Origin of the sequence: Bradyrhizobium sp. 155, from assembly GCF_023101105.1 — a bacterium.
GTDB lineage: Bacteria > Pseudomonadota > Alphaproteobacteria > Rhizobiales > Xanthobacteraceae > Bradyrhizobium > Bradyrhizobium canariense_D.
The window spans coordinates 2,798,470-2,813,816 of the sequence record NZ_CP064704.1; the positions used below are offsets into that span (position 1 = coordinate 2,798,470).

Genomic DNA, 15,347 nt, shown 5'->3' on the forward strand with positions numbered 1-15,347 from the left:
CATGTTCCGGGGAGGGGATATGATTTCACAGTCTGGACTGCGCGCGCTTGTCTGCGCCGCGCTTGTATCGTTAGGTACGATGTCGTTCGCGCGGGCGGAGGGCACCTACGAGATTCCGGCCGGCGCGCATTTCAATCCGGACAAGCTCGCGAGGATCACCGAGTTCTTCAAGAACGAGGTCGCGACCGGCAAGATCGCAGGGGCAAACGTCCTCATCAAGCAACATGGCAAGCCCGTCTACCACGAAGTCTTCGGCGTGCAGGACGCCGTCAGCAAGGCGCCGATCACCGACAAGACGATCTTCCGCCTGTTCTCGATGAGCAAGGCGATCACTTCCGTCGTTGCAGTGAAGTTGATCGAGGAAGGTACGATCAAGCTCGACGATCCCGTCTCGAAATACATTCCCTCCTTCGCCAATGTGAAAGTCGGCGTCGAGAAGAAGGCCGAGGACGGCACCAAGTCGCTCGAGCTCGTGCCGCCCAACCGGCCGATGACGGTGCACGATTTGATGACGCACACCTCGGGCGTCACCTACGGCTTCTATGGCGACAGCCTGGTCCGCAAGGCCTATCGCGACGCCAACATCTATGCCGGCGATTTCGACCTCGCGGAGTTCGCCGAGCGCATCGCAAAACTGCCGCTGCACAACCAGCCGGGCGCGCTGTGGCAATACGGCCATTCCACCGACATCCTGGCGCGGGTCATGGAAGTCGCGGCCGGCAAGCCGCTCATCGAGATCGAACGGGAGAAGCTGCTCGACCCGCTCGGCATGGTCGACACCGGCTTCTTCGTCACCGATCCCGAGAAGCAGAAGCTGCTGGCGCAGCCGGTGCCGAACGACAGCGATTTCCGGGTCGGGCGGATCAACGATCCGACAGTCGTCAAGAAGATCCAGTTCGCCAGCGGCGGTATGGTCACGACCATGGCCGATTATGAGCGCTTTACGCAGATGCTGCTCCAGGGCGGCAATCTCGACGGCAAGACGATTCTCAAGCCCGAGACGTTCAAGCTGATGGTGACTGACCAGATCGGCCTCAAGTCGGGCGTCGATCGCGATTATTTTTATTTCCCCGGTGACGGTTTTGGTTTCGGTCTCGGACTTGCGGTGCGCACCGACCCCGGCAACGCAAAACCGCCGCCGCCCGGCGATCTCGGCGAATTGAAATGGGATGGCGCCTCCGGCTGCTATTTCGTGGTCGACCCCAAGCAGGACATGTTCTTCGTGCTGCTGGAGCAGACCCCGACCGAGCGCCAGCGCGTGCAGCGAACATTGAAGCAGCTGGTTTATGAAGCGATGGAGAATTGACATGTTCGGGCGCCGCGCATTGATCGCGGCGCTCGTCCTTCTCGCCGGCGGCATCGTTGCGAAGGCAGGTTCCGAGAGACCTGCGGTCCACACGCTCGCGCCCGCGGGGCTGGCGAAGGTTTCCGACTACATCCGCAACGAGGTGGCCACCGGCAAGATCCCCGGAGCCATCCTGCTGCTTCAGCAGCACGGCAAGCCGGTCTATTATCAGAATTTCGGGGTCCGCGACGTCGCGACCGAACTCTCGATGAGCGCGGACACGATCTTCCGCCTCTACTCGATGTCGAAGCCGGTTACCTCAGTCATGGCGATGATGCTGGTCGAGGAGGGCAAGCTGTCGCTCGACGATCCCGTCTCGAAATACATTCCGGCCTTCGCCGGCATGAAGGTCGGCATCGAGAAGAAGGCCGAGGACGGCAAAGTCGCCCTGGTGCTGGAGCCGCTGGAGCGACCCATCACGATCAAGGATCTGCTGCGCCACACCTCGGGGCTGCCTTACGGCTATTACGGCGGCGGCATGGTGCGCGAGCTCTATGCGAACGCCAATCTCTTCAACAGCGATCTGACCAACGCCGAATTCGCCGCCAAGATCGCCACGCTGCCGCTTGTCGAGCAGCCCGGCACGGTGTGGGATTACGGCTATTCCACCGACGTGCTCGGCCGCGTCGTCGAAATCATTGCGGGAAAGACGCTGCTGCAGTTCGAGAAGGAGCGGCTGCTCGATCCGCTCGGCATGACCGAGATGGCTTTCTTCGTCGCCGATCCCGCCAAATTCCCGCGCATCGCCGAGCCGATGCCGGAGGATCGCAACATCAATCCGACGACGCAGGTCCGCGACATCAGGCGGCCTGCGACCTGGGAATCGGGCGGCGGCGGCATGGTCGGTACGATCGGCGACTACGCCCGCTTCGCCCAGATGCTGCTGAATGGCGGCACCTATGACGGCCGACGCTATCTCAAACCGGAGACCATTGCGCTGATGGCCTCGGATCATATCGGTCCGGAGACGAAGATCGCGCGCGACCAGAACTATTATCCGGGCGGGTCTTCCGGCTTCGGCCTCGGCTTCGCCGTGCGCACCTCGGTGCCTCCTGGAACAACGTGGCCGCTTGGCGAATATCGCTGGGACGGCGTCGGCGGCACGTTCTTCTTCATCGATCCCGAGGACGATCTGTTCGGGATCTTCATGGTGCAGACCCCGACGCAGCGCGGCCGGATTCAACTGGCGCTGAAGACGCTGATCTACCAGGCGATGGGGCGGTGATTACGCTCCGCGCACGATCTCGCGGATATATCCGATCGTCTCCTCGACCTGGCTCGCATTGACGTCGAGATGCGTGCAGGCGCGGATGCGGCCATCCATCATCGCAAGCGTCACGCCGCGCTGGCGCAGCGCCGCGACCATCTTGTCGCCGGGAATGCCGGTACCATCGGGCTTGAAGAACACCAAGTTGGTTTCGGGCTCCTGCACCTCGATGCCTGCGATCTGCGACAGTCCGCGGGCGAGCGCGCGCGCGTTGGCGTGATCGTCGGCGAGCCGATCGACATGATGGTCGAGCGCGTAGATGCAAGCCGCCGCGCAGATTCCGGCCTGTCGCATCGAGCCGCCGAGGCGCTGCTTCCACTGCCAGACCGCATCGATGAAGGCGCGCGAGCCCGCGAGCACGCCTCCGATCGGCGCGCCCAAGCCCTTCGAAAAGTCGATCCAGGCCGAATCCCACCCCGCGGTCATGTCGCGCGGAGAGATGCCGCTCGCAACTGTGGCATTGAGCAGGCGCGCGCCGTCCATGTGGGTGACGAGGCCATGTTGTTTCGCGATCGCGACGATCTCGTCGAGCGCGGCCTTCTTCCAGACCGTACCGCCGCCGATATTGGCGGTCTGCTCGACGCTGACCACCGTCTGCGGCGGCTGGTAGCGGGTACGCGGATGCAGCGCTCTGCGAAAGGTCTCCGGCGTGAACTGGCCGTCGGGTCCCTTCAGCTGCGTGACCTGAAAGCCGCCGATCGCGGCATGCGCGCCGCCTTCGCGCGCGATGATGTGGGCGCTCTCATGGGCGAGGATCTCGTCGCCGGGGCGGCAATGCACCAGCGTCGCGGTGACGTTGCACATCGTGCCTGACGGCATGTACACCGCGGCTTCCTTGCCGAGCAGCTCGGCCACGCGCTCGCACAGGGCGTTCACGGTCGGATCGTCGCCGACCTGCTCGTCGCCGACCTCCGCCCGCGCCATCGCCTCGCGCATCGCAGGTGTCGGCTTTGTCTGCGTGTCCGAGAGCAGATTGATGCGCACCGGCGGCGCCTTGGGATCGATCGGGGGAGGGGTATAGAGCATGCGACGCCTCCTGAAGGTAAACGGCCGCTGAAGTGTGGCTCTTTAAGCAAAAAAGGCCCCGGCGAACCGGGGCCTTTCGATATTCAGATCTTAGCGCGAATAGAATTCGACGACCAGATGCGGCTCCATCTGCACCGGGAACGGCACGTCGGAGAGGTGCGGGATGCGAATGTATTTCGCAGTCATCTTGCCATGGTCGACTTCGAGATAGTCGGGGGTGTCACGCTCGGAGAGCTGGCTGGCTTCGAGGACGTGGGCAAGCTGCTTGGATGATTCCTTGACCTCGATCACGTCGCCGAGCTTGACCAGATAGCTCGAGATGTTGACCTTGCGGCCGTTCACCTTGACGTGGCCGTGGTTGATGAACTGGCGCGCGGCGAAGATCGTCGAGACGAACTTGGCGCGGTACACAACCGCGTCGAGACGGCGCTCGAGCAAGCCGATCAGGTTCTCGCCGGTGTCACCCTTGAGGCGGCTGGCCTCGACGTAGATGCTGTGGAACTGACGCTCGGAGATGTTGGCGTAATAGCCCTTCAGCTTCTGCTTGGCGCGGAGCTGCACGCCGAAGTCGGAGAGCTTGCCCTTGCGGCGTTGGCCGTGCTGGCCGGGGCCGTATTCGCGGCGGTTCACGGGGCTCTTCGGGCGGCCCCAGATGTTCTGGCCCATACGGCGATCGAGCTTGTACTTCGCCTCACTGCGCTTAGTCATCGCGTCCTCTTCAGGTACTTGGTTTGAGGAAACGCGCCCTCCTGTGTGACGGGCTAGCCCGGCACTGACAGGTCCGATCCCAAAGCTTAAGGGACAGGACCACGGGTCGCGAAACGCTTCGCGGGCCGAAATCGGCCCGCGAGCAAGCGGCTTTTAGGGGGATTTGGGGCTCGCTGTCAATGCGAATGGCCCGGAATCACGTTCCGACTGCCCGGATCGACTTCGACCCGGCCGCACGCAATTCGGCAGCGATTTCAGTGTTCAGGACCTGTTCCAGCCGGGTCAGGACGCGGGCGATCGGGGCGGCGTCGGTGACCCGATGATCCCAGCGGATCACGACATGGATGGTCTGGTCAGGCCCGACCACCCCATAGCTGACGATGAAGGGGCCGGGCGTGATCGGGTGAAGCTCGCCACCGCCATAGGCGGCCACCGAGCTCACCGCGAAGCTGCCGAACCAGTTGCCGCGCTGCCGGCCGAAATTCAGCCCGATCGCCCAGGACAGCCGCCGCAACGGCAGCGGCAGGCGGGTCGCCCGCATGATCTTGCGAAACATGGGAATTTCGTCGATCGGGGCGGTCTTTGCGTGCCGGATCTCGGCGTCGACCGCAGTCAGCGTCATGGCCTCGGGAGCCGCGATTCGCTGCGGGATCACGCATTCCTCGCCGCCCTCGACCCGGGCAATGGCCACCGACGCTACGCTCTTCGGCAGCTCGTAAAGCGACGGCCAGGGCCATTTGGCATAGACGGTACGCAGGACCGGCTCGTCCCTGGCGACGAGGGCAAAAGCCTTGACGAACATGGCCGCCCAGCCGGCTGGCGCCATCGCGCCCGCGCGGGCCTCCAGCAGGGGGCCGATATCGAGCGAACGGGAAAGCGACACGAAGGGCACGCCCATCGAGGCGTGCATGAGGTCGATAATCAGGCGACGCGGCAGCGAAATGGTCTTGGGCGTCCCGCGCATCGCTCTTTGGTTTCCCCTGATTAAAGTTTGTGCAGCGAGCGGGGTTCCCGCTCGCCGCCTGCTCTAGCACGAACCAACCCGCGTGGGGCCGGTCGGTTCGCCGCATCAGGGCGCCGGCGAGGCCAGCGGCTTGGTCTTGTCGACGACGTAAACTCCAAGCACTTTCATAGCCTTGTCGCCGTGGGCTTTGGCGTCATGCACGACGCCCGCCGGGATCTGGTAGGAATCGCCGGCTTTCAGCCTCTTTTCCGGCTGCCCGTCGATGAGGAGATTGAGTTCACCTTCGAGCACGTAGCCGGTCTCGATGCCCGGATGGGTATGGCGTCCGGCCGCGCCGCCCGCCGGGACCTCCGCGATGGCCGTGATGGTGTTGTAGCCATCCGGAAACTCGACCTTCTGGAGCGGGGTGCGCTTGATGCCGGGCTGCTGGGCGAAGGCCGCAACAGCGAGGCCGGTGAAGGCGAGAGCGAGCAAAGTCTTTTTGAGCATGGTTTTTCCTCCCTGGAACGGCTGAGCCTAGCAGCGCCGCGGTTCCCGGCAAGACTCAATGGCTAGCGCTTGATCCCCTCGAACGCTGCCATGATGCCGCGCTGGAATAGCGACCAGTCGAAGCCGAGCGCGATCGCGCGGTAGCCGCGGTCGACCAGGGCGTTGGCCTGGTCCGCGGTACGGGCCACACCGCCGATCGGCACACCGCTTCTGAGGATGCCGGCCTCGGCCCGCGCCACCAGCTCCAGCAATTCCGGATCGTCCATCTGGCCGCGCTTGTTGATGGAGGTGGCGAGATCGCCGGGGCCGATCACAGCTACATCGATGCCGGGCGTGGCCATGATCTCGTCGATGCGGTTGACGGCGTCGACGTGCTCGATCGTGATCATGCAGATCATCTCGTCGTCGGCGCTGGCCATGTAGTCCGGCATCGACTGGCCCCAGCGGAATGGCGCATGGAACGGACCCCAGAGCCGATCGCCGCGTGGAGGATAGCGCACGCTGCGCACCGCTTTCTCGGCCTCCGCGCTATTGGTGATCATCGGGAAATTGATGCCGAAGGCGCCGATGTCCATCGGTGCCTTCGCAAGCCATGGCTCGTTCGCCGCGATGCGCACCAGCGGCGTGCATGGGGTGCCGGTGGTGGCCGCGATCATCGCATGTGCTTCGGTCAGTCCAATCGGCCCGTGCTCGAGATCGACGATGATCCAGTCGAGAGAGCGCGCCATGATCTGCACGGTCTGCACGCTCGGGATCGTCGCGATCGCGCCGAAGGCAGGACGACCCTCGCGCCAGAGCTGGCGAAGACGGTTGAGCGGCGTGGTCGGGACGGACATGGGAAGAACCTGTAGGAAACGACGACGGCGGACCCTAGCAGCGGGGCGTCGAGGCGCAAGATCAGGCTGGAATGCGGCCGCCGAAGAACGGCGTCAGCATGGTCGAAAGGCCATGCACGCGGTTCGAGGTGAAGATCATTTCGGCGCCGGATTGCGCGATGCCACCGGTGTGCGGGCCGAGCAGATCCGAGACGCGGCGGGCGATCGCGGGCGCCGGATCAATCCAGTCGACCGGCCAGGGGGCGAGCTTTTTCAGCCGGTCGAGCAGCAGCGGGTAATGCGTGCAGGCGAGCACCACGGTGTCGGTGCGTGCGCCTGCGTCCCCGGCATCGCCCACGAAACACGGGGCGAGCTCGGCGAGGATGGCGTCGTCGCTGACGGGAGAGCCGCTGAGCTCGGATTCAGCCAGCGCGGCCAACTCGGGCGAGCCGACCAGTGTCACCTCGCAACCCTGCGCGAAATCGCGGATCAGCGCCTTGGTGTATTCGCGCTTCACGGTGCCCCTGGTGCCGAGCACCGACACGCGGCGGCTCCTCGACTGCGCGCAGGCTGGCTTGATCGCAGGCACCGTGCCGACGAAGGGCAGGGAATAAGCGGCGCGCAGATGCGATAGGACCAGCGTGGACGCCGTGTTGCAGGCGATCACGACGAGGTCAGGATCGTGCATGCCGATCAATTCCCCCATAAGCGGCACCACGCGGGCGATGATCTCGTCCTCGCTGTGGTGGCCATACGGGAAGAAGGCGTCGTCCGCGACGTAGACGTAATGCGCGTCGGAGCGCGCAGCCACGACCTCACGCAGGACCGTGAGGCCGCCAAGGCCGGAATCGAACACCAGAATCGTCGGAGAATGGGTCACGTGAACACTCTAGCCCGCCATCGTTACCATTCGGTTTTTGGGGCGGTTTTGCGGCAAGGGCACTTAGGGCTATTTTGGAGCGATTCAATTTCGCGACGGCCACATGTTCCCGGTATCAGCTGCCGTACGGCGGTGCGGATAGGGACAGGCCCGCAAAACTCCGGAGCACCGACACGATCAGAAATACCAGTCACGGCTGGGGCAGCATTTCCCGATGGCTGCACTGGAGTCTGGCGCTGATCATCATCGGCATGATCGGCTTCGGGTGGTGGATGAACCACATCCCGGCGCGTCCCGACCGCTTCTTCTACCGCTCGATCCACGCCGATATCGGCTATGTGATCCTGCTGCTCACCGTGCTGCGCCTGGTGTGGCGCCTCGTCAACCCGACGCCGATCATGCCGGCCGGGACCTCGCGCTGGCAGAAGGTCGCCGCCCATTTCAGCCACGGCGCGCTCTACCTCGCCGTCATCATCGTCACCATGCTCGGCTGGGCGCATTCCGGTGCGCACGCACCTGATTATTCGAACTTCTTCGGCCTGTTTCACGTGCCGCAATTCACGGCTCCCGACCGCGCGGCGGCTGGCGTCTATGAAGACCGCCACATCCTCTTTGCCTATGTGCTGCTCGCCTTGATCGCGATTCACGTGATCGCCGCCGTGTGGCACCATTTCATCCGCCGCGACCGCATTGTGGCGCGGATGGTGACGGACGAGGCGGGGTAGGGCGGACATGGGAGGAAGCATCGCGCCCGCGATTGCTTCGCTGCGCTCGCAATGACGGAGTAAGGTGTGGGGTCACGAAACATCCAATTGCGTCGCAGGAGGCCTCATGCTCACCGTCCATCATCTCGGCAAGTCGCAGTCCGAGCGTATCGTCTGGCTGTGCGAGGAGCTGGGGATTCCCTACGAGTTGAAGCGCTATGCGCGCGATCCCGTCACCATGCTGGCTCCGGCCGAGTACAAGGCGCTGCATCCGGCCGGCACGGCGCCGGTGATCACGGATGGCGAGCTGGTGCTCGCGGAATCCGGCGCCGTCGTCGATTACATCGTTGCAAAATATGGCAACGGCCGACTCGTGCTCGGTCCCACTGATCCCGCCTTCGCGCAGTTTCTATATTGGGTTCATTTCGCCAATGGCAGCCTGCAACCCGGTATGGGACGGATGATGATCCTGAACCGGCTCGATCTCGCCAAGGACAATCCGACCCTGCTCGCGATGAAGGGGCGTCTCGATCGGGCCTACGATCTTCTCGACGCAAGGCTTCGCGAGGCCGAATATCTTGCGGGCAGCGCCTTCACGACCGCCGACATCATGACAGTTTTCTCGCTGACCACGATGCGCTACTTCCAGCCCTATGACCTCCAGCGCTCTCCGAACGTGGTCAAATATCTCGGCCGCATCAGTGCGCGGGCGGGCTATCGGCGTGCGATGGAGAAGGGCGACCCGGGCATGGCGCTGCTCTTGGACTGAGCGGCGAGGCGATCGCTCACGCGATCCTGTTCGTGGTGGCGGCCCTCTCTGTTGCCAGCTGCTTCTGCAGGCGCTCGATGTTTTGCAGCAGCCGCTGGCTAGTCAGCACCAGGAAGTAATAGCCGAACTGCGGGTCCTGGAAGTAGATCTCGAGCAGCCGGTCGTAGGTGATCGTCAGCACCTGGCCGTCCTCGATGCACTCGACCGTTCCGGTGCGCCGGTTGTCCGGCGTGAGGAAGCCGAGTTCGCCCATGAGCGTTCCGGGCAGGATCTCGATGTTGATCTCCTTGACCAGGAACTTGCCGGTGACGGTGAGGAACATCTCGTTAGCCGGATCGCGCAGCTTGAACAGCGTATCGCCGCGACGATATTTGCGCTCGGTCATGAACGGCTTGAGCCATTCGATCGACATGTCGCCTTCGGCTGCATGGCGCGCCTTCTTGACGAGCTTGAGCATCTGCCGCAGGCGCAAGGCGTTGATCGGTAGCAGCAGGAGATAGAGCAGGAAGGTCGACACGTTGGCGGAGAGCGCGCCGAAGACGGCGAAGAACGCGCAGCCGACCATGTTAGCGACGCGCAGCGGCACCATGGTCCGCATCAGAAGGGTAGCGACGAAGAAGCCGGCGCCGACCGCGGCGAACATATTGGCCAACGTGATATTCTGGACGAAGATCTCCAGCATCCGATTGAAGATCGAGTCATAGGTGACGTTGTTCGGATCGAGGCCCATCTGGACCAGGATCTTCGCGATCCTGAGGTTATCCGTCGCCGCCTCGAGAATGCGGTCGAGGATCGACGAAATGTCTGCGCTGCCGGACGGCATGGTACTATCCCCGCGTAAGGCCTTCAGTCCCGGTCGGTATTCTCGACACCTATAGCCGAAATCGAACGACGACCGCTTGAATGAAGTTTTGGGCCGCCGTGCCGCAAGAGGCAAATTTTAGCCTGATCGGGCGTTTCGGCAATTGCCTGTTTGGCGGTGCATATGGCCGTGGCGCGCCCGCGATTCGGGGGCCAGTGGGTACGAGCCTCGGCGTGGTCGACCTCGGCGGCCGACCGGGCGAGGGGGACCAGGCGTGGGCGTGGGGCGATCCCCCCGCCTTAGGGCTTGGCGGGCGGCACGACCTCCTGCTCGACCAAGCCGAGGTGCCCCGGCAGTGAACCAGCGCGCAGCAGCATGGCGACGCTGTTTGCTTCCTCCAGGGTGAAATTGCCGGAGATCTGGCCCGAGCCGCCGGTGATGGGCTCGCGGATGATGGGGGCGGAGATCACCTTGCCGTCGAGCACGATGGCGAAGGGCTTTGCGATATTCTCTTCGGTGATGTGGGCAAAGCGCCGCGTGCCGCGGCCGTTGAAGCGGAACGAGGCGATCGGCTCTTTCGTGGCGCTCGCAAACCCCGGGCCCGCATAGCTGATGTCGTCGCCGTCGAGCACGCTGTCCTTGGCGACCAGATAAAGGCTCTTGTCCTTGAAGCCGGGCAGGACTTCCGTGCCTGCCGGTGGCGTGCCGGATTGCGCCTGCTCCGGCGGCACCGAGAGGTCGATCAGGCGGAAGCCGACCTTGACCCTGCGGGCGAAGACCGCGGTGACGCGCTCGGGCTCCATCACACCGGGCAGGAAGATGCGGATGCGGTCGGTCCCATCGGGCTGGACGCTGGCCAGCTGGACGCCGGCCTCCTTCAGACGCTGCTCGATCATGGCGATGGCATCTTCGACGAGTTCGTGCAACCGCGCGGCGGATGCCGCATTGGTCGGCACGAGCCTGACCAGTCCGTCGCCGTCGGTCACGGCGAGTGCATGCGACGGCAATCCTTCCGCGGCCGACGCGAGCTTGCGCGCGAGTTGCTCGCGGCCCTTGACGTCGGCAATCTTCAACTCGACGCCGCCGTCGCGGATCGCAAGACCGGAGAAGGCGATCTTGCCCTCGCGCAGGTTCTTGTAGACGTCGTCGCGCAAATCCGTGACTACGCTCTCGCGCAGGCCATCGGTGTCCACCTTGTAGACGATGCGTGACCCGCCGAGCTTCTCCATCTTGTCGCCGATGAAGGCCGAGATCTTGGCGCGCATCTTGTCGAGCTGGCCGTCCTCGGCGAGTGCCGCGCGGGGCAGGGCGATCACCGATGTCATGATCCCCGCTGTCGCGGCGAGCGCGATGAACAGCCGGGTAGCGCAATCCCGCGGGGGCGTAGTCATGATCACCTCAGTCTTGCGCCAGGGCGCTGGCGAGGACGCCGGCATGTGAGTCCTATGCCAGTTCTTGGTCCCCGGATCGGGCGCGCAGGTTCAAAAGCCTCTCACCACAGCCCGAGGCCGTTAGGTCATGGACGAACGCCAAATCATCCATCATTCTGCCCGTGCTCGGCCGGCCCATCGGTCGAGGCCACGCCAAACCAAAATGTCAAAAGACAGGGGGCGCGGACATGCATCTGAGGGAGGACGGAATTCCATGGCGGGCATCCACGCGCTCGATCGGCTCATCGGCAGCGACTATCCGGACCTGGCGACGGACGCCGAGGTTCGAGCCTTCGAGCAGGTCCCTTACGCCGATCGCGTCGCGGCCGACAGCACCTATGACGCCATCAGGCTGGGTGCGGTCCGCAACCCCAACGGGCCGGCGATCCAGTTCCTGCAAAATGCCGATCCCGCCGACACGCCGGTCGTGGTCACGTACCGCGACTTCATCGCGCGCGTCACGCAGGCCGCCAACATGCTTCACGCGCTGGGCGTGGAGAAGGGCGACGTCGTCAGCTTCATGCTGCCGCTGGTGCCGGACGCCTTTGTAACGCTGTTCGGCGCGGAAGCCGCCGGCATCGCCAATCCCGTCAATCCGCTCCTGGAGCCGCACCAGATCGCGGAGATCCTCGAGGCCACGAATACGAAAATCCTGGTGGCGCTCGGGCCGATGCCGGGCACCGACATCTGGCAGAAAGTCGAGCAGATCAGGCCGCAACTCAAGCAGCTCAAGGCGATCGTGCAGGTGTTCGGTGCTGGCGATCCGGCGAGAGGAATCTTTGCCTTCAACGACCTCATCAAGCCGCAGCCTTCGGACCGCCTTATCAGCGGACGCAAGATTCTCGGCAGCGACATCGCCGCCTATTTCCACACCGGCGGCACCACCGGCACGCCAAAGCTGGTGCGGCACACGCATGCCAACCAGGTCTATCAGGCCTGGGCGCTCAATCTGCTGCTGAAGTCGAAGCCGGGCGCCAACATGCTGTTCGGCATGCCGCTGTTTCACGTCGGGGGCTCCTTGACGCAGGTGCTGACGACGCTGTCGGCTGGCGGTTCGCTGGTCGTGCTGTCGCCGAGCGGATGGCGCAACCCGAGTGCGGTGAAGAACATCTGGCAACTGGTCGAGCGCTTCAAGCCGGAGGCGCTGTCGAGCGTCCCCACGGTACTCGCCGCGACGCTCGCGGTACCGCCTGGCAATGCGGACATCTCCAGCCTGAAATATGCAGCCGGTGGGGGCTCCGCGATCCCGGTCGCGGTGGGGTCTGCGATCCAGGACAAGCTCAAGCTGCCGGTCGTCGAGGTCTACGGCATGACCGAGACCTCGAGCGTGCACACGCTGGCCTATCGGTCGCGGCCGATCCGGCTCGGTTCGGTCGGCCTTCCCATGCCTTACGCGCGGGTCCGCATCGTCCAGCTCGATGCCGAGGGCAAGCTGATCCGCGACTGCGCGCCGGACGAGATTGGCGTCGTCATCATGGCTGGCCCAGGCGTGTTCGGCGGCTATCTCAACGACGAGCACAACAAGGGTGCCTTCGTCGACGAGGTCTGGGTCAATTCCGGCGATCTTGGCCGGCTCGATGCCGACGGCTATCTCTGGATCACCGGCCGCGCCAAGGATCTCGTGATCCGCGGGGGCCACAACATCGATCCGGCGCCGATCGAGGAGATCATGTTCCGGCATGCCGCCGTCGGCTTTGCCGCCGTGGTCGGCCAACCCGACGCCTATGCCGGCGAGCTGCCGGTCGGTTACGTGCAGCTGAAGCCGGGCGCGACCGTCGAGCCGGGCGAGTTGGAGACATGGGTGCGCGAGCGTACGCCGGAGCGCGCAGCTGTCCCGGTGCAGGTCATCCCGATCGATCCGATGCCGGTGACGGGCGTCGGCAAGGTGTTCAAGCCGCAGCTGCGCTGGGACGCAGCCCAGCGCGTGTTCACGAAGGTGCTGACACCGCTCACTGAGCGCGGCATCGACTGCAAGGTCAGGGTCGGTGCTCACGGCAGCCACGGTTCGATCGCGACTGTGACGCTGGCGGGCCTGCCGGCGGATCAGCGCGAGGCGGTTGCGAGCGAGGTGCACGCACTGCTTGCACCGTTCGTGATGCGCCATGAGGTGGTGCAAATGTAGCGGACCCAACAGACGGCTTCGACCGTCGGCCCGAAAGCGGGGCGACGCTTCGCCGCATTATCCATAACGCCGGTAGAGCCTCTTATGTGACAAATATCACATAGGAAGAGTTGGTAATTGAGCGATGGTCCGAATAGTCTCGTGGAATTGCATCCGGGGGGACGCAAGTGATTCCGTTTCGGATAATTGCTTTGTTGATTTTGGCCATTGGCCTCGCCTGCGGACCGGCCCATGCGGACCGGCGGGTGGCGCTTGTCATCGGCAATTCCGCCTACAAGAGCGCGCCCAAGCTCGGCAATCCCGTCAACGATGCCACTCTGGTCGGCGGCATGTTCAAGAAGGCGGGCTTTGATTCCGTCGATGTCAGGCTGGATCTCAGCGCCAGCGAGATGCGGCGCATGTTGCGCGAGTTCGCCGGCAGGACCCGCGATGCCGATATGGCGGTGATCTATTACGCCGGCCACGGCATCGAGCTGGAAGGCACCAACTATCTCATTCCGATCGACGCGACGCTGGAGACGGATGGCGACGTACTCGACGAGACCATCCCGGTGGAGCGCGCGCTGTTCGCGGTAGAGCCGGCCAAACAGCTGCGCCTGATCATCCTGGATGCCTGCCGCGACAATCCGTTTTGCAAGACCATGAAGCGAACGCTGGCTTCGCGCGCGATCGGACGCGGACTCGCCAAGGTCGAGCCGACCAGCCCCAACACCATGATCGCCTTCGCGGCAAAGGCCGGTTCGACTGCGTCCGACGGCGATTCGAGGAACAGCCCGTTCGCCACCGCGCTGGTCGAGCACTTGCCCAAGCCGGGCCTAGATTTGCGCAAGGCGTTCGGATTCGTGCGCGACGACGTGCTGAGGAGCACCGGGAACAAGCAGGAGCCCTTCGTGTATGGCTCGCTGGGCGGCGATGACGTGCCGTTGGTTTCTGCCAAGCCGGCTGCAACCGGTCCGCAGGCAAATCCGCAGGATTCGATTCGCAGGGATTACGAGCTCGCGCTGCAGCTTGCCACGCGCGACGGTTGGGAAGCCTTCCTGGCGCAATATCCCGAAGGCTTCTATGCCAATCTGGCCAAGGGCCAGATGAACAAGATCGCTGCTGAAGAGACGCGCGCGTCGGCCGAGCAAAAAGCGAACGCGGCCGAGCAGCAGAAGGCAAGGCTCATTGCCGAACGCGCCCAGAAGGCCGAGCAGGACAAGGCGGCCGCGGCTGCCAAGGCCGCCGAAGAGGCCCGGGTCGCGGCGGAGAAGCAGAAGCAGATCGAGCAGGCAAGGGCGGACGCGGCCGAGCACCAGCGCAAACTGGCTGAGGCTGCCGCGGCAAAAGCACAAGCCGAGAAGCAGGCAGCGGAGAAGGCCAGGGCCGAGCTTGCCGCCAAGCAGGCCGCCGAGAAGGCGGAGCAGGCGGTAAAACCGGCGGCCGATCGGCAGATGCCTGAGGTCGAGCAGAAAGTTGCAGCCCTTGCGCCGGCGCCGGCATCCACATTGTCGGTGGCTGATCTGACGAAATCACTCCAGAGCGAACTGCGCCGCGTCGGCTGCCTGTCCGTCACTGCGGACGGCGACTGGAATTCAGCTTCGCAGCGCTCGCTGGCGCTGTTCAACAAATACGCCGGTACTCAGTTCGATGCCAAGCTCGCCAGCGCCGACGCGCTCGATGCCCTGAAAGCCAAGCCGGGACGCGTCTGCCCGCTCATTTGCAATTTCGGCTCCAAGGCCGACGGCGATCAATGCGTGAAGATTACCTGCCGCGCCGGCTATCGCGTCGGTGATGACAACGAGTGCGAAAAGATTCAGGAGAAGAAGCCGGTCGCCACGCGTGAGGATTCGCGGAGGCGGGATACGGACCGGAAGGCAAGCGAATCTTCGCCGTCCAGGCCTGAGGCGAGTGGACAGATTATTTGCAGCTCGACGGGATGTCGCCCGGTGCAAAAGGGATGTCGGCTTGTCAGCGGGACGATCCCCGGCAGGGTTAGTTCGAATACAGCCACAGGCGGCAACTTCGAGGTCTGCAATTAGGGTGT

General features: G+C 64.1%; 14 protein-coding genes. 6 read left to right on the plus strand and 8 right to left on the minus strand.

The genetic code is table 11. The annotated features are described in order from the left end of the window. Positions 1–19: 19 nt before the first annotated feature. A complete protein-coding gene (locus tag IVA93_RS13500) occupies positions 20–1,306 on the plus strand; it encodes a serine hydrolase domain-containing protein (protein ID WP_026232971.1) in 1,287 nt (428 codons plus the stop codon). Position 1,307: 1 nt separating this feature from the next. Then, a complete protein-coding gene (locus IVA93_RS13505) occupies positions 1,308–2,570 on the plus strand; it encodes a serine hydrolase domain-containing protein (RefSeq protein WP_247337335.1) in 1,263 nt (420 codons plus the stop codon). Here IVA93_RS13505 and IVA93_RS13510 read toward each other — a convergent pair whose 3' ends face one another. The 6 genes from IVA93_RS13510 to murI form a co-directional block, all read right to left on the minus strand. Further along, complete coding sequence (locus tag IVA93_RS13510; RefSeq protein ID WP_247337337.1) at positions 2,571–3,638, minus strand: threonine aldolase family protein; 1,068 nt, start codon at positions 3,636–3,638, stop codon at positions 2,571–2,573. A 90-nt stretch (positions 3,639–3,728) separates the two neighbouring features. Next, positions 3,729–4,346: a 30S ribosomal protein S4 gene (rpsD, locus tag IVA93_RS13515; RefSeq protein WP_007602315.1), complete on the minus strand. Its 618-nt coding sequence runs from the start codon at positions 4,344–4,346 to the stop codon at positions 3,729–3,731. 196 nt (positions 4,347–4,542) lie between these two features. After that, positions 4,543–5,310, minus strand: coding sequence for an acyltransferase (locus IVA93_RS13520; RefSeq protein ID WP_018455541.1), 768 nt, complete (start codon positions 5,308–5,310; stop codon positions 4,543–4,545). A 105-nt stretch (positions 5,311–5,415) separates the two neighbouring features. Then, complete coding sequence (locus IVA93_RS13525) at positions 5,416–5,799, minus strand: cupin domain-containing protein (RefSeq protein ID WP_018455542.1); 384 nt, start codon at positions 5,797–5,799, stop codon at positions 5,416–5,418. A gap of 62 nt (positions 5,800–5,861) precedes the next feature. Further along, positions 5,862–6,635 carry an HpcH/HpaI aldolase family protein gene (locus IVA93_RS13530; protein WP_085349355.1) on the minus strand — a complete coding sequence of 258 codons (774 nt, stop codon included), beginning with the start codon at positions 6,633–6,635 and terminating at the stop codon, positions 5,862–5,864. A 61-nt stretch (positions 6,636–6,696) separates the two neighbouring features. Then, positions 6,697–7,494 carry a glutamate racemase gene (murI, locus tag IVA93_RS13535; protein ID WP_085349354.1) on the minus strand — a complete coding sequence of 266 codons (798 nt, stop codon included), beginning with the start codon at positions 7,492–7,494 and terminating at the stop codon, positions 6,697–6,699. A gap of 176 nt (positions 7,495–7,670) precedes the next feature. Here murI and IVA93_RS13540 point away from each other — a divergent pair, with 176 nt between their 5' ends. After that, positions 7,671–8,219 carry a cytochrome b gene (locus IVA93_RS13540; protein ID WP_256469931.1) on the plus strand — a complete coding sequence of 183 codons (549 nt, stop codon included), beginning with the start codon at positions 7,671–7,673 and terminating at the stop codon, positions 8,217–8,219. Between the two features lie 106 nt (positions 8,220–8,325). Next, positions 8,326–8,967 (plus strand): glutathione S-transferase family protein, encoded by a 642-nt coding sequence (locus IVA93_RS13545; protein WP_085349352.1) that lies wholly within the window; start codon positions 8,326–8,328, stop codon positions 8,965–8,967. A gap of 16 nt (positions 8,968–8,983) precedes the next feature. Here IVA93_RS13545 and IVA93_RS13550 read toward each other — a convergent pair whose 3' ends face one another. After that, positions 8,984–9,790, minus strand: a complete 807-nt coding sequence (locus tag IVA93_RS13550; protein ID WP_027518831.1) for a Crp/Fnr family transcriptional regulator — start codon at positions 9,788–9,790, stop codon at positions 8,984–8,986. 278 nt (positions 9,791–10,068) lie between these two features. After that, positions 10,069–11,160, minus strand: a complete 1,092-nt coding sequence (locus IVA93_RS13555; protein ID WP_247486158.1) for a SecDF P1 head subdomain-containing protein — start codon at positions 11,158–11,160, stop codon at positions 10,069–10,071. Between the two features lie 253 nt (positions 11,161–11,413). Between IVA93_RS13555 and IVA93_RS13560 the strand changes: the two genes are divergently transcribed. After that, complete coding sequence (locus IVA93_RS13560) at positions 11,414–13,321, plus strand: acyl-CoA synthetase (RefSeq protein ID WP_247409379.1); 1,908 nt, start codon at positions 11,414–11,416, stop codon at positions 13,319–13,321. Positions 13,322–13,488: 167 nt separating this feature from the next. Beyond that, complete coding sequence (locus IVA93_RS13565) at positions 13,489–15,342, plus strand: caspase family protein (RefSeq protein ID WP_247789827.1); 1,854 nt, start codon at positions 13,489–13,491, stop codon at positions 15,340–15,342. Positions 15,343–15,347 lie beyond the last annotated feature (5 nt).